18 protein-coding genes and 1 tRNA gene are annotated in these 18,553 nt (G+C 69.8%); 8 read left to right on the forward strand and 11 right to left on the reverse strand.

Features of this window, described 5'->3' with window-relative positions:
* Positions 1–68: 68 nt before the first annotated feature.
* The 4 genes from JYJ93_RS39380 to JYJ93_RS39395 form a co-directional block, all read right to left on the reverse strand.
* Positions 69–1,586: a pitrilysin family protein gene (locus JYJ93_RS39380; RefSeq protein ID WP_242544106.1), complete on the reverse strand. Its 1,518-nt coding sequence runs from the start codon at positions 1,584–1,586 to the stop codon at positions 69–71.
* The gene (locus tag JYJ93_RS39385; protein WP_206799965.1) at positions 1,583–2,989 is read right to left on the reverse strand and encodes a pitrilysin family protein; all 1,407 of its coding nucleotides are present in this window, start codon (positions 2,987–2,989) and stop codon (positions 1,583–1,585) included. The genes JYJ93_RS39380 and JYJ93_RS39385 overlap by 4 nt, the downstream gene beginning before the upstream one ends.
* A 92-nt stretch (positions 2,990–3,081) precedes the next feature.
* Positions 3,082–3,624, reverse strand: coding sequence for a hypothetical protein (locus JYJ93_RS39390; protein WP_206799966.1), 543 nt, complete (start codon positions 3,622–3,624; stop codon positions 3,082–3,084).
* A 28-nt stretch (positions 3,625–3,652) separates the two neighbouring features.
* Positions 3,653–5,491 carry a hypothetical protein gene (locus tag JYJ93_RS39395; RefSeq protein ID WP_206799968.1) on the reverse strand — a complete coding sequence of 613 codons (1,839 nt, stop codon included), beginning with the start codon at positions 5,489–5,491 and terminating at the stop codon, positions 3,653–3,655.
* 327 nt (positions 5,492–5,818) lie between these two features.
* Here JYJ93_RS39395 and JYJ93_RS39400 point away from each other — a divergent pair, with 327 nt between their 5' ends.
* The 3 genes from JYJ93_RS39400 (at position 5,819) to JYJ93_RS39410 (ending at position 7,265) form a co-directional block, all read left to right on the forward strand.
* Positions 5,819–6,241, forward strand: coding sequence for a hypothetical protein (locus tag JYJ93_RS39400; RefSeq protein WP_206799970.1), 423 nt, complete (start codon positions 5,819–5,821; stop codon positions 6,239–6,241).
* Between the two features lie 203 nt (positions 6,242–6,444).
* Positions 6,445–6,732 carry a hypothetical protein gene (locus JYJ93_RS39405; protein WP_206799972.1) on the forward strand — a complete coding sequence of 96 codons (288 nt, stop codon included), beginning with the start codon at positions 6,445–6,447 and terminating at the stop codon, positions 6,730–6,732.
* Positions 6,729–7,265 carry a hypothetical protein gene (locus JYJ93_RS39410; RefSeq protein WP_206799975.1) on the forward strand — a complete coding sequence of 179 codons (537 nt, stop codon included), beginning with the start codon at positions 6,729–6,731 and terminating at the stop codon, positions 7,263–7,265. Before JYJ93_RS39405 ends, JYJ93_RS39410 begins: the two co-directional genes overlap by 4 nt.
* 60 nt (positions 7,266–7,325) lie before the next feature.
* Here the strand turns inward: JYJ93_RS39410 and JYJ93_RS39415 are convergent.
* Positions 7,326–7,398: transfer RNA gene (locus JYJ93_RS39415), tRNA-Phe, on the reverse strand.
* A gap of 90 nt (positions 7,399–7,488) precedes the next feature.
* Complete coding sequence (locus JYJ93_RS39420; protein WP_206799976.1) at positions 7,489–8,292, reverse strand: sigma-70 family RNA polymerase sigma factor; 804 nt, start codon at positions 8,290–8,292, stop codon at positions 7,489–7,491.
* 124 nt (positions 8,293–8,416) lie between these two features.
* On the opposite strand from JYJ93_RS39420, the gene nhaR reads away from it, so the two are divergent.
* Positions 8,417–9,316, forward strand: a complete 900-nt coding sequence (gene nhaR / locus JYJ93_RS39425) for a transcriptional activator NhaR (RefSeq protein ID WP_120551277.1) — start codon at positions 8,417–8,419, stop codon at positions 9,314–9,316.
* 9 nt (positions 9,317–9,325) lie between these two features.
* Here the strand turns inward: nhaR and JYJ93_RS39430 are convergent, their stop codons facing one another.
* Positions 9,326–10,924, reverse strand: a complete 1,599-nt coding sequence (locus JYJ93_RS39430; RefSeq protein ID WP_206799978.1) for an amidohydrolase — start codon at positions 10,922–10,924, stop codon at positions 9,326–9,328.
* A gap of 11 nt (positions 10,925–10,935) precedes the next feature.
* Positions 10,936–11,157 carry a hypothetical protein gene (locus JYJ93_RS39435; RefSeq protein WP_206799980.1) on the reverse strand — a complete coding sequence of 74 codons (222 nt, stop codon included), beginning with the start codon at positions 11,155–11,157 and terminating at the stop codon, positions 10,936–10,938.
* 247 nt (positions 11,158–11,404) lie between these two features.
* Here JYJ93_RS39435 and JYJ93_RS39440 point away from each other — a divergent pair, with 247 nt between their 5' ends.
* Together JYJ93_RS39440 and JYJ93_RS39445 are read left to right on the forward strand one after the other, a co-directional pair.
* Positions 11,405–12,739: a nodulation protein NfeD gene (locus JYJ93_RS39440; RefSeq protein ID WP_242544107.1), complete on the forward strand. Its 1,335-nt coding sequence runs from the start codon at positions 11,405–11,407 to the stop codon at positions 12,737–12,739.
* Positions 12,736–13,557, forward strand: a complete 822-nt coding sequence (locus JYJ93_RS39445; RefSeq protein ID WP_206799982.1) for a slipin family protein — start codon at positions 12,736–12,738, stop codon at positions 13,555–13,557. Before JYJ93_RS39440 ends, JYJ93_RS39445 begins: the two co-directional genes overlap by 4 nt.
* Positions 13,558–13,637: 80 nt before the next feature.
* Here the strand turns inward: JYJ93_RS39445 and JYJ93_RS39450 are convergent, their stop codons facing one another.
* The 3 genes from JYJ93_RS39450 to JYJ93_RS39460 form a co-directional block, all read right to left on the reverse strand.
* Positions 13,638–14,153: a peptidylprolyl isomerase gene (locus JYJ93_RS39450; protein ID WP_206799983.1), complete on the reverse strand. Its 516-nt coding sequence runs from the start codon at positions 14,151–14,153 to the stop codon at positions 13,638–13,640.
* A gap of 175 nt (positions 14,154–14,328) precedes the next feature.
* A complete protein-coding gene (locus JYJ93_RS39455; RefSeq protein WP_206799984.1) occupies positions 14,329–14,844 on the reverse strand; it encodes a peptidylprolyl isomerase in 516 nt (171 codons plus the stop codon).
* Between the two features lie 96 nt (positions 14,845–14,940).
* Entirely contained in the window at positions 14,941–15,219 is a 279-nt protein-coding gene (locus tag JYJ93_RS39460; RefSeq protein ID WP_242544108.1) for a DUF2721 domain-containing protein, read from the reverse strand.
* A 115-nt stretch (positions 15,220–15,334) separates the two neighbouring features.
* Between JYJ93_RS39460 and JYJ93_RS39465 the strand changes: the two genes are divergently transcribed.
* Entirely contained in the window at positions 15,335–15,823 is a 489-nt protein-coding gene (locus tag JYJ93_RS39465; RefSeq protein ID WP_206799985.1) for a helix-turn-helix domain-containing protein, read from the forward strand.
* Complete coding sequence (locus tag JYJ93_RS39470) at positions 15,820–18,519, forward strand: VIT domain-containing protein (protein WP_206799986.1); 2,700 nt, start codon at positions 15,820–15,822, stop codon at positions 18,517–18,519. Before JYJ93_RS39465 ends, JYJ93_RS39470 begins: the two co-directional genes overlap by 4 nt.
* The last annotated feature ends 34 nt before the right edge of the window (positions 18,520–18,553 follow it).

Raw genomic sequence — 18,553 nt, forward strand, 5'->3', positions numbered from 1 at the left:
GCTATTTAATTTTTGGGGGATAATTCCGGTGGGCGCGATTCAAGGTTTGCGCCCACCTCCCTCTGCCTTTAACGGCCCGGCGCGGCCGGCGGGGCGAAGCGCTTGTCGGAGATCTTCATCTCCGTGACGGGACCGTACTTGCGGGCCACGTCGCGCAGGGCCTCCGCCTTGCCAATGAGGACGAACGTCAGGTCCTCCTGGGCGGGCAGGACGCGCTGGAGCACGGTGTGCACGCTGTCGCGGGTGGACGCGGACACAGCATCCGCGAACCCGTTCACGTCCTGTGCGTCCAGGCCGTAGAAGGCCAGCTCCGACAGCTTCATGGCCAGCTGCTCGCCGGTCTCCAGCGTCGGCGGGAACTGCCCCAGCACATAGGCCTTGGCGGAGGCCAGCATGGCGTCGTCCATGCCGTCCTGGCGGTAGCGCGCGAGCACGTCCAGTGCGAGGTCGATGGCACGGCCCGTGGAAGCCGTCTGGGTATAGGACGTGAGGACGACGGTGCCGGGCTGGAGGGCCAGGGCCAGCGAGGAGCGCGCACCGTAGGTGAGGCCGGTCTTCACGCGCAGCTCGGTGTTGAGCAGCGAGGTGAAGCGGCCGCCCAGCACGGTGTTGCCCAGCTCCGCCACGACGCGGTCCGGGTCGGTGCGGCGGATGCCGGTGTTGCCGATGGCGAAGTAGGTCTGGGTGGCGTCGGGCTTGTCCACCAGCAGCACGTGGCGGCCCTTCGTGGGCGCGGTGGTGGGCACCGAGGCGAGCGGCTGCGCCGCCGGGGCCCATCCGCCCAGCGCGGACTCCAGCTTCGCGGCGAGCTGCTTCGCGTCGAAGTCGCCCACGACGGAGAGGATGAGCCGGTCCCCGCCCAGGTTCGCCTTCGCCCAGCCGAGCACATCACTCCGGCTGATGCCCGGCAGCGACGCCTCACTGCCCACCGCGGATCCGCCGTACGGGTGCGAGGGGAAGTGGAAGGCATTGAAGTACACGCCGATGAGCGCGCGCGGGTCGCCGTCCTTGGCGGAGGCGATTTCGGAGACGCGCAGCGCGCGGGCCTTCTCCAGCTCCTGCGCGTCGAAGCGCGGGCGCACGAGCATGTCCGACAGCAGCTCCACCATCAGCGCGGTGTCGCGGGACTGGAAGCTGCCGTTGAGGACGAGCGCCTCGCGGGCGGGCACGACCTCCAGCTCGCCGCCCACGCCGTCCACGGCGTCGGCGAACTGCTGGGCGTTGCGGGAGCCCGCGCCCTTCTGGAGCAGCTCGGCGGTGAGCGCGGCCAGGCCCTCCTTGCCGGCGGGGTCGGTGACGGCGCCGCCCTTGAGCCACGCGCTGAAGGACACCAGCGGCAGCTCGTGCTTCTCCACGAGCAGCAACCGCACGCCGTTCTTCAGCGTGACGGAGGTCGTCTCCGGCAGCGTCACGCCCTTCGGGGACAGCGGGGCGGCGGGCGCGGGCGGGGCCGGGGCTTCCGGCGCGGAAGGAGGCGGCGTGGGCTCGGCGGCGGGAGCGGGCGCGGGCGTGGTCGCGCACGCGGAGGTGAACAGCAGCGCGGCGAGGGCGGAGCGCAGCGGGCGGGGACGGAAGGGAGCGTTCATCGCGCGGCCTCCTTGTGGGCCGGGGCGGCGGGAGCCGTGGTGGGGACGAGCCAGCCCACGGTGCGGTGGTCGGGGTTGAAGATGCGGGCGGCCAGCGCCTTCACGCCGTCGCGGGTGACCTGCTCGTAGCGCGAGGGCGCGTCGAACAGGGCCTTCCAGTCTCCCCGGAAGGTGGCGGCGTTGCCCAGCTCGCGGGCGCGGCCGCTGTTGGTCTCCAGCTTGCGCCAGAAGGTGGCCAGCGCCACGTTGCGCGCCTTGCGCAGCTCCGCGTCGGTGACGCCGTCCTTCACCACGCGGGCCAGCTCCGCGTTGAGCAGCGCCTCGGTCTTCGCCAGGTCGCCGCCCGGCGTCAGGTCCACGGAGAACCAGACGAGCGACGGGTCGAAGCCCCCGGCGGTGGTGCTCCGGACGCGGATGGCCACGCGAGCTTCGTCCACCAGCTTGCGGTGCAGTCGCGACGAGTCGCCGTACGTGAGGATGAGGCCCAGCAACTCCAGCGTCTCGATGTCCGGGTCGTTGGCGGCGAGGCCGTGGTAGGCGACCTGGAGCAGCGGGGACTGCGCCAGCTTCTTCACGACGATGCGGCGCTCGCCCTGCTGTTCGGGCTCCTTCGTGCGCACGGGCTCCGGCGCGGGCTGCGCGGGGATGGTGCCGAGCGTGGCCTCCACCTGCTCGAAGACGCGGTCCGGATCCAGGTCGCCCGCGAGGACGAGCGTGGCGTTGTTGGGGGCGTAGTAGGTCTTGAAGTAGGCCTGGAGGTCCTCCATGCGCCAGGACTCGATGTCGGACGGCCAGCCGATGACGGGGATCTGGTACGGGTGCGCGACGAAGGCGGTGGCCTGCAACTGCTCCTGGAGCGCGCCGTTGTTGTCATTGTCCACGCCCGAGCGGCGCTCGGAGTAGACGACGCCGCGCTCGGACTCGATGACCTTGGGGTCGAAGGAGAGCGACTGGAGCCGGTCCTGCTCCAGGTCGAGGATGAGGGGCAGCGCGGAGGCGGGGAACCAGTCCAGGTAGACGGTGACGTCCTCGGAGGTGAAGGCGTTGTTGGCGCCGCCGTTGGCCTCCATGACGCGGTCGAACTCACCGGGGCCGTACTTCTTCGCGCCGTTGAACATCATGTGCTCGAAGAAGTGGGACAGGCCGGTGATGCCGGGGCGCTCGTTGCGGCTGCCCACGCGGAACCAGTTGGCGAGCGCCACGTTGGGGATGTCGTGGTCCGGCCAGACGATGACGGTGAGCCCGTTCTTCAGCGTGCGGGCCTGGATGCCCGAGCCCAGCTTCGCGGCGGGGCCGGAGGCAGCGGCGGGCTTCGAGGAAGGCCCGGAGACGGCCTGGGCCCCGGCCTGGGGCGCACCCAGGAGGGCCAGACAGGCGAACCACGACAACGGTGGACGGAACATCCTTGCTCCTGGGGAGGGACCACGGCGGCGCCCGGGAACGGGCGAGGGCGCACCCTATTCCAGAAACGCCGCGTGGGAGTCCCCGAGGAGCGTCAGGCGCCCATCACCTGGCGCAGCACGGCCTGGAAGTAGTTCGTGCTGCCGATGTGGCCCGAGTGCAGTTTGGCGGACTGGTGGAGGCGCTGGGCGACGGCCTCGAACTCCGCCTGACTGACGTCGCGCAGGGACAGGTACAGGCGGGCGGCGGCGCGCAGGTAGGAGAAGAGCGGGTTCTTGTGGTGGCCGTCCGGCCGGCGCGCGAGGTGCCGGTAGAGCTGGGAGAACTCCTGGTCGACCTCCGCGTGGCGCGTGTCGCGGCAGAAGCCGGCGGCGGTGGCCTCGATGAGGAAGAAGAACGGCTCGTACTCGGGGAAGGGGGGCCGGGTGAAGTCCGGGGGCTGCTTGTTGCCGGTCCACAGCGCGGAGATGGGCTGCAGGCGCACGTGGGCGGTGACGTCACCGAAGCGCACGGGCACCTCGTCGCCCACGGGCTTCACCTGGCCCTGTTCGTCCCGTTCCACGGGGATGAACAGGCGCATGGGGTCCTCCACCTTCACGCCCGCCTTCTCCAGCTCCGCCACCACGTTCGCGTCCATTGCGTTGATGAACCTCCGGGACACCCATCTATCGCGTCACGCCCGGATGTGCACCCGGCGCGTCGGTCCTGGGTCGGGAGACCGCCTCTTCCAGCACGTCCCGGGCGGCATCGAAGACGCCATCGACGCGGTCGTAGGGCTCGGGGGCCCCCTCGGCGCGCTGCCGCAGCGGAGAACACAGGCTGCCGGTGAGCTTTGCCCGCTGGGAGGCCTTGAACAGGCCGGAGCCGCAGGACCAGGTCATCCGAACCTCGGCCGCCGTGGTCGACTGACAGCGCATGCCGTGCTCGGTGCGCGTCGCCGCGTCCACCAGCTTGCGCAGGAGCTGTTCACCCGCGGTCCGGTCCATGCGCTGGTCCACGAGGATGGCATCCGGGTAACCGTCCTGGCTCCCCCTCAAGTGCGCCCCCTCGGTCCGGACGCGCAGTTCCAGCGCACTCGTCGAACCTCCGAAGCATCCACGGCTCTCGAACTCAATCTGGAGCATGGCATCCGAGGTCGCCAGCAGACACGCGAGTGGATGCTCTGTTCCCGGATTCCGGCCTGTGGCCACGGTGAAGTCATGGGCCTCCCATCTCTCCGCGGGCGCCCAGGTCCACCCATCATCCTTCGAGCGAAGCAGCCGCCCGCCGTCGAGTTCCGCGAGCAGGATTCCGTTCTCAAGCAACACCAGCGTGTGAATTGACCTGCCTGAAGTATTGCCTTGGCGAAACCAGCTCTGGCCCGCGTCATGGGTGGCCACGACCTGGTCCCCTGACCATCCCAGCCAATGCCTTTCACTCCGTTGAATGGAACCATCCAGGCGCGTCAGCCTTCCCTGCCCTCGCATGAGCATCGGGCCTTCCCGAACGATTTGGCCTGAGACATAGGTGGTGAGCGTGCTCGATTGTGAAAGGACAGCCACCGTGTCGTGAGGGAAGGCCTGGGCCTTCCAGAAGGAAGGAATCCATTGTTCAACCGGCAGTTCCGGAGGCGTGAGGGTCAACACCTGTCGTCCATCCGGTGTGACGGAGACACGGAGGGCGTCCGGCGGACTGGGGAAGGGCCCCTGCCAGGTCCTGCCACCGTCCGTCGTCTTGTAGAGCCCGTTGGAGCCCAAGACCCAGGCCAGGTCTCGAGTGAGTCGCAGGACTCCATGCAGCTCCGGGGACGATGAATGGCCCCAGAAGAAGACAGAGGGTCGGAGCAGTTGGAAGGGAGGCGTCAGGGGCGTCCAGGTATCGCCGCCGTCCTCCGTGGCCCAGAGCGTGGAATTCGAGCCCATGGCCCATCCCTGGTCCGGACTGATGAAGGAGAGGTCCCTGCATCGGTCATCAGTGTTGAAGGGAGTAGCTGTGGATTCCCGCCAACTCGCGCCCTGATCATCGCTGCGCAGAAGCCGGCCCGTGGAGCCACATATCCAGGTCCTGTGACCGGCGCGCTCCAACGTGTAGAGCCATTGCTCATCCCACAGGGGGACCGAGCGCCACGTCCTACCGGCATCCGTGGTGCGGAGGACCCAGGGCCCAAGAGAGCCCGCCGCGATGCCTGTCTCCGGTGTGAACCAAGTCAGGAAGCGGATGGCGTTCGAGGACTTCTCTCCTCGTGCCGCGTTCAGCGCCCGGGAGAGAGCCGCGGCGCGCTGCCAGGACCTGCCTTCATCCGCGCTGCGGAAGGCTTCGATGCCGGGCGCATTGGAGACTGCATAAGGCCCCTCCCCAATCGCCCACCACTCCCCTCCGGGGCCAGGAGCGACGACATGAATCCGGGCATCGATGGCTTCAACGGTCAGGTCCGCGGACAGCGACGAAGAGGCAACACTCCGGGGCGCGGCACAGCCCAGCGACACGCCGCACACAGCCCAGACCACCCAGTGACTCGCGTGCATCGACACCCTCCTGGCCTGGAGTCAGTATTCGTCCGCGTGCGCGCAGGCGTTCCTCACCGTTCCATCATGATTTGCGCACGAACCACTTCGCGGACGACGTTCCCACCACGCCCTATCGCGAACTGGATGCCCGGCTGGACACACGCTCGTACTCCCCTCGCGGGACCCCATACCTGGAGTGCCGTTGACAGCGAGGTCGCGAAGTCCTCGAATGAAACACAGTCTCTCCAGAGGTGACACATGCAACGACGCATCTCTCAGACAGTCATTCTGTGTTTGGCGGTGGGCGGTCTCTTCACGGGGTGCGGCGGAGGCGGTCTGGAAGCGGTGAGCACCTCCGAGTGCTCCACGGGCATGAAGTGGACGGGCAGCGACAGCGGCAACGCCCTGATGCATCCCGGTGGCAACTGCATCCAATGTCATACAGACCGGGGCGAGGGGCCCAAGTTCGTGGTGGCGGGGACCGTCCAGGCCACCGCGCACGAGGCGGACGACTGCGCGGGCCTGGAGGGCGCCCAGGTCGTCATCACCGACGCCAATCAGAAGGCATACACCCTGACGGCCAACGCCTCCGGCAACTTCTTCCTCAAGGCCGAGGACGCGAAGGGCTTCGCGCTCCCCTACACCGCCCGCGTCACCCACGGTGGCGCCCAGTGGGCCATGAACACCCCGCAGGGCACCGGATCCTGCGGCTCCTGCCACACCGTGGCCGGCGCCAACGGCGCCCCCGGACGCATCAGCCCCCCGTAACGACGCTTCTAACGGGAAAGAAAAAGGGCGCCGGACCAGAGTCCGACGCCCTTCATGCTCTTCGAATCGGTGCGCTCAAGGGCGCAATCGAACCACCGATTCGCCAAGCCTCTTGGCGATATGGCCAATATTCCTGGTAGATTCATCGGGTGCTCGAAGAAGGTTCTCGGCTCTTTGGTACTCCGACCCGGACGGCGGTACTCGTGGCCATCCGTCTGCTCGAAGGGACCTATCCCAGTGAGCTGGCAGCGCTGCTCGGCGTCCGTCCGTTCACCATCCAGTCCATTCTGACATCGCTCGAAAGCGAAGCGATCATTGTCAGTCGGCTAATGGGGCGCACGCGTACGGTTTCCCTGAACCCCCGCTATTTCGCGCACGCGGAACTCAGCGCGCTGCTTTGGAAACTTGGCGAGAACGACACAGCTCTCCAGAGCAAGCTCGCCGCGCGACGGCGCCGTCCCCGCCGCGCTGGCAAACCGGGGCTCTTGTGATCAGCCCCACTTCGTCGCTCACCGATATCGCCTTCGCCGTGTGCACGGCGCTGGAGCGCAACGGATTCCAGGCAGTGCTCACGGGTGGAAGCGCGGCGACCTACTACGCGCCAGACGCATATCAATCTGGAGACCTCGACTTCGTCATTACAGTCAAGGGAACAGGAGGCGAAGCGGCGTTGGCTGCGCTTGGCTTCATCCGAAAAGGCGACTTCTACCGTCACCCACGCTCACACTTCCTTTTGGAGTTTCCGAGCGGCCCCCTGGCAGTGGGTGACGACCTGATTAGGAGCTGGAGCACGGCGCGTCGTGACGACGAGGTGCTGCACGTCCTGTCGCCGACCGACTCCTGCCGTGACCGACTCGCGTCCTTTCTCTTCTGGAACGACTTCAGCGGCCTGGAGCAGGCCCTTGCTGTCTTCCATGCCCGGAGCAAGGAAGTGGACCTGAACGTCATCGAGGACTGGTGCCGGCGCGAGCGTCACAGCCAGAAGTTCGGCCTGTTCGCGTCACGCATTGGCGCCGCGAAGTAAGCGCAAAAACAAAGGGCGCCGGACCGGAGTCCGACGCCCTTCAGATTCTTCGTACTGGTGTGCCCAAGGGCGGAATCGAACCACCGACACGGGGATTTTCAGTCCCCTGCTCTACCGACTGAGCTACTTGGGCGTACCGCGGACCGCGAGCGGCAGCGCCGATTTACGGTTCCTGGCTCGCGACGTCAACCTCTTTCCGCCAGGCCTCCTCCTCGCCCGACACTCAGGCCGCCAGCCGGGGCGCTTCGCCATCCCAGGACGTGCACCCCGCCGTCAGCCGCTGGCGCAGCTTCTGGCGCAGCCCCTGCTCGATCTGCCGGATGCGCACCGCCGTCACCCCGAAGCGCTTCGCCAGGAACTCCGCGCTCACCCCGTCCTCCACCAGCATCCGCTCCTTCACCAGCGCCCGCTCCCTCGCGTCCAGCTCCGGCCAGGCCGCCGCCACGCTCTGGCGCAGCTTCTCCGCCCAGGCCCCCCGGTCCGCCTGCTCCTCCGCCGAGTCCTCGTCCGACTCCAGCATGTCCAGCCGCGTCACGTCCCCCTCCAGGCCCAGGGGCGCGTTCAGGGACACGTCCTTCGCCAGCGCGTCCGTGCCCCGCACCACGTCCTCCTCCTTCTTGCCCAGCGCCTCGGCCAGCCGCTTCGTCACCTCCGGGTGGCCCTCGCCCCAGCGGGCCTCCAGCCGCGCCCGCTCGCGCCGGAGCTGGAAGACGATCCACGGCGCGCGGCCCCCCGCCACACTCCAGGTGCGGGACACGTAGGCCCGGATGCGCGCGCGGATCCACTGCTGCGCGTAGGCGCCGAACGGCACACCCCGCTCCTCGAACCGGCGCGCCGCCTCCACCAGGCCGACGTTGCCCTCCGCCATCAGCTCCTCCAACGACAAGCCCGTCCAGCGGTACTTCCAGGCCAGCCGGCGGACCAGCTCCAGGTGCCCCCGCACCCGCATCTCCACTTCCGCCGAGTCCACCTCGGTCGTCTCCACACCCTCCGCCGTGGACTCGAGCTCCTCGTAGATGGCATCCATGACGCGTACCTCCCCAATCAGTCCCCCGCGCACCCATCGCGCGGTGACGGACATAGAGATAAGCGGCGGCGACACTTAAAAAAATGAGCTAGTTTGGATGAAAACCTTCGGTTATTCCTAAGTCATGGCGTGGCTCAACTACCACCATCTCCTGTATTTCTGGACGGTTGCGCGGGCGGGCAGCATCGCCAAGGCGAGTGAAGAGCTGCACCTCGCCCAGCCCACCATCAGCGCTCAAATCAAGCTGCTGGAGGAGTCGCTGGGCCACCAGCTCTTCGAGCGCAAGGGCCGCAAGCTCGTCCTCTCCGACGTGGGCCGCACCGTCATGCGCTACGCGGACGAGATCTTCCGCCTGGGCAACGAACTGAAGAACGTCGTCTCCGGCCTGCCCACCGGCCAGCAGCTGCGCCTCAACGTGGGCGTGCTGGACGTCATCCCCAAGCTCGTGGCCGAGCAGCTGCTCAAGCCCGCGCTGGAGGCCGGGCCCTCGCTGCGCATCATCTGCCGTGAGAGCCCCCTGCCCCAATTGCTTGCACAGCTGGCGCTGCATGAGCTGGATGTGGTGCTCGCGGATGCGCCCGGCTCCGAGCCCGTCAGCGTCCGGTCCTTCAACCACCTGCTGGGCAAGTGCGGCGTGACGTTCTTCGCCGCCCAGCCGCTCGCGCACCTGCGCAAGGACTTCCCGCGCTCGCTCGACGGCGCTCCCATGCTGCTGCCGTCGGAGGAGTCGTCGGTGCGCCGCTCGCTGGACCTGTGGTTCGAGCGGCTCGGCATCCGACCGCTCATCGCCGGTGACTTCGACGACAGCGCGCTGCTCCAGGCCTTCGGGCAGAAGGGGCACGGCATCTTCGCCATGCCCTCCATCATCGACGCGGAGGTGCAGCGGCAGTTCAACGTCACCGCCATCGGGCACACCGACGAAATCGAGCAGTGCTTCTACGCCATCACCGTGGAGCGCCGCCTGCGCCACCCCGCCGTCGTCGCCATCGCCGAAGCCGCGCGCTCGCACATCTTCGGCGGCTGAAGCCGCGTCTCACCCATCCGCGCGGAACACCTCCGCGCCCGCCACCACCGTGGCCAGCACGCGCGCATCCACCAGCGCGAACGCGGGCCCCTCCAGCGGGTCCTCCGACAGCGCGACGAAGTCCGCGTCCAGGCCGGGCTTAAGCCTCCCGCGCCGCGCCTCCTCGAAGGACGCCCACGCTGGCCCCACCGTGAAGCCCTCCAGCGCCTCCGCCGCGCTCAGGCGCTCCTCCGGATACCAGCCGCCCTCCGGCCAGCCCTTCGCGTCCTGCCGCGTGCGCGCCGCGTAGAGCCCCGCGAGCACGTCCGGGTTCTCGATGGGGAAGTCGCTGCCCAGCGCCAGGTGCGCGCCCGCGTCCTTCAACGTGCGCCAGGCGTAGGCGCCCTTGAGCCGCTCAGGCCCCAGCCGCGTCTGGGCCCAGGGCATGTCGCTGGTGGCGTGCGTGGGCTGCACGCTGGCCACCAGGCCCGCCGCGCCCAACCTCCGGATGTCCTCCAGCCGCAGAATCTGTGCGTGCTCCACCCGGTGACGCAGGGCCTGCGTGCCCGTCCGCTCCGCGCCTCGCAGGAGGACGTCCACGACCAACGTATTAGCACGGTCTCCAATGGCGTGGATGCACACCTGGAAGCCCCGGGCCATGAAGGCCTGTGCGCGCGCTTCGAGCTCCTCGGGGGAGAGGAGCAGCAGGCCGCGCTGGCCAGGCTCGTCGCTGTAGTCCTCGTGCAGCGCCGCGCCCCGGCTCCCCAGCGCTCCATCCGCCAGGAACTTCACCGAGCGCATGGACAGGTGACGCCCCTGCCACGGGCCCTGCTCCAGATAGGCGTGCCGCTGTTCGCCCTGCCCCGCCGCCATCGAGTACACGCGCAGGGGCAAGGTCCCCGCGGCGTCCCACGCCTGCAACATGCGGAAGGCCTGCAGGTCCATGCCCGCGTCGTGCACGCCCGTGAGCCCGACTTGCGCGCACCGCTCCAGGGCGGCTCGCAGCCGGGTCTCCAGCTGCTCGCGCGTGGGCGCGGGGATGGCGGCCTCCACCACGTCCATCGCGTTGTCCACGAGGACGCCGGTGGGCTCGCCGTTCGCGTCCTTGAGGATGCGGCCTCCTGGCGGATCCGGCGTGTCCCGCGTGATGCCCGCGCGGCGCAGCGCCTCGCCGTTCACCCAGGCCGCGTGATGATCCACGCGCATGAGGAACACCGGCGTCGTCAGGAAGCGCGCATCCAGGTCCTCGCGGCCAGGGAACGCGGCGCCGGGCCACTCGTTCTGGTCCCACCCCTTGCCGAGCAACCAGTCCCCCTGGAAGCTCGACGCGGGCGCCTTCGCCAGACGCTGGACGACGTCCTCCACCGAGGGCGCCTTCTCCAGGCGCACCGTGGTCAGGCTCTTGCCCAGGCCATGGAGGTGCGCGTGCGCGTCCACCAGGCCGGGCACCACCGTGGCGCGGCCCAGGTCCACCTCACGCGCTTCAGGACCCGCGGCGGCGCGCGCTTCCGCGAGCGTCCCCACCGCGAGGACCCTTCCATCGCGCACCGCCAATGCTTCCGCGCGCGGACGCTCCGCATCGAGCGTCCACACGCGCTCCGCCCTGTAGACCGTCGTCTCCGCCGTCATGGCGCGGAAGACTACCCGCCGCCCTCGGGGAAGCCACCGTCCACGTCCGGCGCGTTGATGGGGCCCGCGGGGCCGGCCGGTTCATTGGGGACGTTCTGGATGGGCTCGCGGGCCGTGTCCGGCCCCTGGATGGGCCGCTGGTCCTCCGTCCCCGGGGGCTGGGTGGTCTTGCAAGCCACCGCTCCAACAGCGGACAGGCCCAGAGCAGCGATGAGCAGCACGGCACGGCGCATGAATCCTCCTGGGAGAAAATCGAGAGGCCGACCCTAGGGAGGTGCGTCCTCCTCCAGCAACGCGCATCCCCTGCAACGTCCAGGACTGGATGCACAAGCGAGGCGCCGGACACCTCCTGCCCGCCTGCCCTCCGGGCCCCCGGCTTCGAAATCCGGTCATCCGAACGTCCGATGCACACCGTTGTCCGAGTGCGTGTGCGCGAGGGGCGCGCAGCCGGGGGCGGACATGCGGGACCACGTCGACAGGATGAGCTGGCGCCGTCACGTCCTCTGGGGCTGGCTCCTGGCGCTCCTCTGCGTGGGCTTCACCGCTCCGGCGGCTCCTGACGCACCCTCCCTGGTCGCGCGGTGCGAGCTGGAGGGCGTGGTCGACTCCGGCTCGGGCGAGTACCTCACGGACTGCGTGAAGCGCGCGGAGGACGCGGGAGCCTCGGCGCTGCTCGTGCGGCTGGACACTCCGGGCGGTTCGTTGGAGGCCACCCGCTCCGTGGTGCGCGCGTTCCTGGGCTCGCGCGTGCCCGTGCTCGTGTGGGTGGGGCCTTCCGGTTCGCGCGCGGGCAGCGCGGGCGTGTTCATCTCGCTCGCGTCGAACGTGACCGCCATGGCCCCGGGGACGAACATCGGCGCGGCGCACCCCGTGGGGCTCGGCGGTGAAGACGTGGAGCAGGCGGGGGGCGAGGAACTCGCCCGCAAGGTGGAGAACGACACGGTCGCCTTCGCGGAGGGCCTCGCCCGGCAGCGAGGCCGCAATCCGGAGTGGGCCGCGTCCGCCGTGCGCGACAGCGCCAGCGTCCCCGCGGACCGCGCCGTGGAGCTCCGCGTGGTGGAGCTCGTCGCTCCCACCGAGGCCGCGTTCCTGTCCGCCGTCGATGGCCGCCGCGTGGAGGTGGCGGGCGGGAACACCGTGACGCTCGCCACCCGCGACGCCCACGTGGAGTCGCTGGAGCCGGGGCTGTCACAGCGGGTGGTGCATGCGCTCGCGCAGCCGTCGCTGATCTATCTGCTGTTGCTCGTGGCGGCGCTGGGCCTGGTGGTGGAGCTGTCCCATCCGGGCGCGGTGGCGCCGGGGGTCATTGGCGGCGTGGCGCTGGTGCTGGCGTTGATGGCTTCGGCGACGCTGCCGGTGCGCTCGGGCGCGCTGGTGCTGATGCTCCTGGGCGTGGGGCTCATCCTCGCGGAGCTGTTCGTCACCAGCGGCCTCTTGGGCGCGGCGGGCGCGGGGCTGTTGATATTGGGCGGCGTGTTCCTGGTGGACCGCTTCGAACCCGGCTGGTTCGTGGAGCCGTCCTTCCGCATGTCGTGGGGCGTGATGTTGCCCACGGCGCTCGTGTTCGCGGGGAGCGCGGCCTTCGTCGCGTACCGCAGCGCCCAGACGCGCAAGCTGCCGCAGCGGGGCGGCGACGCGGGGCTCGTGGGCGAGGCCGGCACGGCGCTGGCCCCCGTGACGCCTTCGGGCGGCGAGGTGTTCGTCCATGGCGAGCGCTGGCGCGCCGTCTCCTTCACTCCCATCCGCGAGGGCGCCCAGGTCGTGGTGCGTGCCGTGGAGGGACTCACCCTCACCGTCGCGGAGCAGATGCCATGAACGAGCTGGTCGGAGCGCTGGGGTGGATCCTCCCCCTGGCCCTGTTGTTTCTCCTCTTCGTCTCCGGCGTGCGCATCGTCACCGAGTACCAGAACGGTGTCGTCTTCCGGCTGGGCCGCTACGTGGGCCTCAAGCGCGCGGGCTTCCGCTGGCTCATCCCCTTCATCGAGCGGATGGTCATCATCGACCTGCGCACCGTGGCGCGCGACGTGCCCCCGCAGGACGTCATCACCAAGGACAACGTCAGCGTGAAGGTCAATGCCGTCGTCTACTTCCGCGTCATCCAGGCGGACAAGGCCGTGCTCCAGGTGGAGGACTACCTCTACGCCACCAGCCAGATTGCGCAGACCACGCTGCGCGCCATCCTGGGCCAGGTGGAGCTGGACGACCTGTTGTCCCAGCGCGAGCGCATCAACCATGAATTGCAGCAGGTGCTGGATGCGCGCACCGACCCGTGGGGCGTGAAGGTCTCCAACGTGGAGGTGAAGCACATCGACCTGCCGCTGGAGATGCAGCGGGCCATCGCCCGGCAGGCGGAAGCAGAGCGCGAGCGCCGCGCGAAGATCATCGCCGCGGAGGGCGAACACCAGGCCGCGGAGAAGCTCTCCCTGGCCGCGGACGTGCTCAGCCGCAACCCCGCCACGCTCCAGCTGCGCTACCTGCAGACGCTGGTGGAGATCACCGGCGGCGGCAACCACACCATCCTGCCCATCCCCCTGGAGATACTGCGCGCGTTCGGCGCCATGCCCTCGCGGTCCCGTCCATCCGAAGAAGCCCGCGAGGAGGAGGACGAGGACGCGTCCCACGGCCTGTCTTGAAACGCCCGCGGCGGAAACGACGAAGGTCCACCCGCGCGCGAGGCACGGATGGACCTGTCGGGTGAGACGCAGCGGCGGGATTACAGCTCGCCGCAGGCTTCAATCTTCACGGGCTCGCGCGTCGCGCCGGACTGGCTGCCCACGCCTTCAATCTTCTTCACCACGTCCATGCCCTCGACGACATGGCCGAAGACGACGTGCTTGCCGTCGAGCCACGAGGCGCGAGCCGTGGTGATGAAGAACTGCGAGCAGTTGGTGTTGGGGCCGGCGTTCGCCATGGAGAGGATGCCCGGGCCCGTGTGCCCGAGCTCGAAGTTCTCGTCCTCGAACTTCTCACCGTAGACGGACTCGCCGCCGGTGCCGTTGCCCCGCGTGAAGTCGCCGCCCTGGCACATGAAGTCCGGGATGACGCGGTGGAAGAGCGATCCCTTGTAGTGCAGCGGCTTGCCACTCCGGCCCGTGCCCTTCTCACCCGTGCACAGGGCCCGGAAGTTCTCGGCGGTCTTGGGGACGATATCCCTGAACAGCTCCATCACGATACGGCCAGCGGGCTGGCCCCCAATCGACATGTCGAAGTAGACCTTTGGGTTTGTCATGTTCACGTGCTCCACGGTGAGGGGTTCGAACGGAAGTTCGGAGCCCCCCTGCCGCGGCGCGCCCGTGCTGAACGTGCCACCCGGCCCTCCCCAGAAGACACGTCCCCCGGAACGACGAAGGTCCACCCGCGCACGAGGCACGGATGGACCTGTCGGGTGAGACGCAGCGGCGGGATTACAGCTGGCCGCTGTCCTCGATCTTCACGGGCTTGCTCGTCGCGCCGGACTGGCTGCCCACGCTTTCAATCTTCTTCACCACGTCCATGCCCTCGACGACCTTGCCGAAGACGACGTGCTTGCCGTCGAGCCACGAGGTGGTGGCCGTGGTGAGGAAGAACTGCGAGCCGTTGCTGTTGGGGCCGGCGTTCGCCATGGAGAGGACGCCCGGGCCCGTGTGCCGGTGCTTGAAGTTCTCGTCCGCGAACTTCTCACCGTAGATGGACTCACCGCCGTAGCCATTGCCGAGCGTGATGTCGCCGCCCTGGCACATGAAGTTCGGGATGACGCGGTGGAAGGGCGTGCCCTTGAAGTGCAGCGGCTTGCCGCTCTTGCCCATGCCCTTCTCACCCGTGCACAGGGCGCGGAAGTTGTCGGCGGTCTTGGGAACGTCGTCGGAGAACAGCTCCATCACGATGCGGCCGGCGGGCTGGCCACCAATCGACATGTCGAAGAAGACCTTGGCGTTTGCCATGTTCACGTGCTCCACGGTGAGGGTTGGGCGGGACGTACCAGACCCGCGCGTCTCGGAGGCACCCGCTAGCACCTTCGCGTGCGCTGCGGAACAAATTCAGGCCTCCGGTGGGCCGCCCGGTTGCCCGTCGCGGAACAGCTCCGCGCGCAGCAGGTACAGGAGCGACGTCACCACGAAGGACAAGAGCGCCGCGTAGGTGAAGCCAATGGCCCGGGCGAGGATGGCGTGGCGGCGGTCCATGATGGCCACCGCCTCGCGCAGGAGTGAGCGGCGCGCGTGGCCCTCCGGCAGCGTGCGCCACTCCCGGACCCTGTCCCGCATGCGCGCGGTGATGCGCGAAATCTGGTGGTCCAGGCCGTCCACGCCGACGTTCATGCCCCCTTCTGTCCCACCGCCCGCCTGGCCGCCACCCCTGGCATCCCGACACCATCGCTGACGAATCGCCACCAATTTCTTGACAGTCGAACTGTCACAACCTACTGTCAGGTTCGTGAGCACGCCCAAGACACAGACGGAGTGGAAGCTGGCCGCGCTGGCGGAGGAGGTGGGGGTCTCGCCTCGCACCGTCCGCTACTACGTCCAACGGGGCCTGTTGCCGGCGCCGCCCTTCAAGGGGCCGGACACGGTCTACGGAGAGGAGCACCGGACGCGGCTCAAGGCCATCCGGGTGCTCCAGGCCCGGTTCCTGCCGCTGGACGCCATCCAGGCGGAGCTCTCGCGGTTGTCGCCGGAGGAGCTGCGCCGGCTGGCGGAGACGCCGGTGGGCCCGGGGACGCCGCCAGTGCCGGAGGACGTCCCCCGGATGCCGCCGAAGCGGCCGGGAAAAGACCCGACGGTGGAGGTGGCGCGTTACCAGCGCTGGCTCCTGGCGCCGGGGTTGGAATTGCACGTGTCGGAGCAGGCGGAAGCGAAGGTCCGGGCGCTGGCGGAGCGGGTGCGCGCCCTCATCGAGGAGTCCCAGGAAGGAACGCCGTCATGAACGAGCAGGCGAAGTGTGGGCTGTTCACGCGTGAGGGGGCCCAGGTGCCCCTGCAGGGAGTGGAAGTCTCCGGTGAGCTGCTCGGGGGACACGCGCGGGTGCGCGTGACGCAGCGCTACCGCAACGACGAGAAGAAGCCGGTGGAGGCCGTCTACACCTTCCCCCTGCCCTCCGACGCGACGCTCAGCGCCTTCTCCATGACGTGCGCGGGCCGCCGCGTGGCCGGCGTGGTGAAGGAGCGCGAGGCGGCCTTCCGCGCCTACGACGACGCCATCACCGAAGGCCACGGCGCGGCGCTGCTGGACCAGGAGCGCGCCAACGTCTTCACCGCGCAGGTGGGCAACCTGCTGCCGGGCGAGGAGACGCGGGTGGAGGTGGAGTTCCTGCAGACGCTCACCGCGGAGGAGGGCAGCGTGCGCTGGATGCTGCCCACGCTGGTGGCGCCCCGGTACATCCCCGGCGCGGTGCACGGCGACCGCACCGGCCACGGCAGCGCGGCCCCCACGACGCGGGTGCCGGACGCGGACCGCATCACCCCGCCCACGGGCTCCGTGGACTACGGGCTGCGCATGGACCTGCTCATCGACGTGGGCCGTGACGTGGTGGTGGAGAGCCCGTCCCACCGCATCACCGTCGCGAAGGACGGCACGCGCACGCGGGTGGGCCTGCAGCGCGATTCACACCTCAAGAACTTCGCGGGCAACGAGGTGGCGCTGGACCGGGACGTGGTGCTCACCATGCGCAACGCCAACCCGGACGTGATGCTCACGCCCGTGGTGACGCACCGCAACGCGGAAGGTCCGGGCACGTTCGCGCTCACGGTGGTGCCGGACCTCTTGAACCTGGCGACGACGCCGCCCCGGCAGGAGGTGGTGTTCGTGGTGGACACGTCCGGCTCCATGGCCGGCGACAGCCTGCCCCAGGCCCAGGCCGCGCTCCGGCTGTGCCTGCGCCACCTGCGTGAAGGCGACCGCTTCAACGTCATCGCGTTCGAGAACTCCTTCCGCTCCTTCTCCGCGCAGACGGTGCCGTTCACCCAGCGCACGCTGGAGCAGGCGGACGCGTGGGTCGCGGGGCTGAAGGCCTACGGCGGCACGGAGCTGCTGGAGCCCATGGTCACCGCGATGAAGGCGGCGCCGGACGGCGTGGTGGTGCTGCTGACGGACGGCCAGGTGGGCAACGAGAGCGAAATCCTCGACGCGGTGCTCGCGGCGCGCGGGTCGGGGCGGGTGTTCTCGTTCGGCATCGGGACGAACGTGAGCGACGCGCTCCTGCGCGACCTGGCGCGGCGCACGGATGGCGCGGTGGAGTTCATCCACCCGGGAGAGCGCATCGACGAGAAGGTGGTGGCGCAGTTCTCGCGGGCGCTCGCGCCGCGCGTCACCGACCTGGAGGTGCGCTTCGACGGCGTGGAGGCCAGCGAACTGGCCCCGTCCACGCTGCCGCCGCTGGTGGACGGCACGCCGTGGACGCTCTTCGGGCGCTATGCGCAGGCGGGCACGGGCAGCGTGACGCTGAAGGGCAGGTCGGGCCGGGAGCCGTTCTCCCTCACGGTGCGGTTGGACCTGCCCGCGCGGTCGGACCGGCCGGTGGTGGAGAAGTTGTGGGCCGCCGAGCGCATCCGGGGCTGGATGGACGCGGGGCTGGTGGGCCGGCGCGCGGAGGCAATGAAGGAGCGCATCGTGCGGCTCGCCGTCGAGCACCAGCTGGCCACGCAGTACACGTCCTTCGTGGTGGTGGAGGAGCGCCAGGGCGACCGCCGCGCGTCCGGCACGCCGGAGACGCGCGTGGTGCCGGTGAACGCGCCCGCGGGCTGGAGCATGTTCAACCAGGCCGCGCGGGACATGGATGACGACGTGCCGGAGGGCGCGCTCGCGCCGGAGCAGTCGCGCGTGATGAAGCGCAAGGCCTCGAAGTCGATGCCCGCGCCCGCGGCGGCGCCGGGAGGGCTCGGCCGCTCGCGGGGCGGCGCGGTGCCCCCGCCGCCTCCGAGCATGGCCGCCCCCGCCCCCGCCCCCGCGCGCGACCTGGGGCCGGAGCCCACCACCGGGTCCTCCTTCCAGGCGGAGTCCGCGGATGGCGCCGGGCCCATGGGTGGCAGGGCCGCGCCCATGGAGCGCAGGGAGCAGGAGGCCGCGAAGAAGGACAAGGGCGGCTTCTTCGACCGGCTGATGTCCGCGGCGATGCCGTCCAAGGCCTCTCGCGTCCTGGAGACCGCCCCGGAGCTGGAGCGCGTCGTCCAGGGCAAGGCGGAGGTGCTCTACGAGCAGGAGGAGGTCCTGCCGCTGTCCGTGGCGGACGCGCCCATGGCCACCGAGGACGTGGGCGGCCTCCTGGGCCAGCAGCTCGCGAACGGGCTGTGGGCCGGCACGGGCGAAGGGCCGGAGCCGGTGCGCCAGGCCCGCGCCACCGCGCGGGTGCTGATGGTGCTCCTGCGCGAGGGCATCACCAGCAGCCACCCGCTGCACGGCGCGCAGGTGAAGAAGGCCGTGGACGCGCTGCTCGCGCTGGCCTCGCAGCTGGGCCAGGCGCCGGACGTGGCGGAGCTGGCGCTGGGCGTGGCGTGGCTGGTGGCGGCGGGACCGCGCACGCGGGGCCGCATCGAGCAGGCCGCGAAGCCGCTTCCGGGCCTGGACGGACGGCTGGGGGACACGGCCGCGCTCCGTCAGCACCTGGAGACGCTGGCGACGCGGTAGGCCGCCGCGTGGCGTCACCCGGGCCCCGTGCCTC

The organism is Corallococcus sp. NCSPR001, assembly GCF_017309135.1.
Lineage (GTDB): Bacteria > Myxococcota > Myxococcia > Myxococcales > Myxococcaceae > Corallococcus.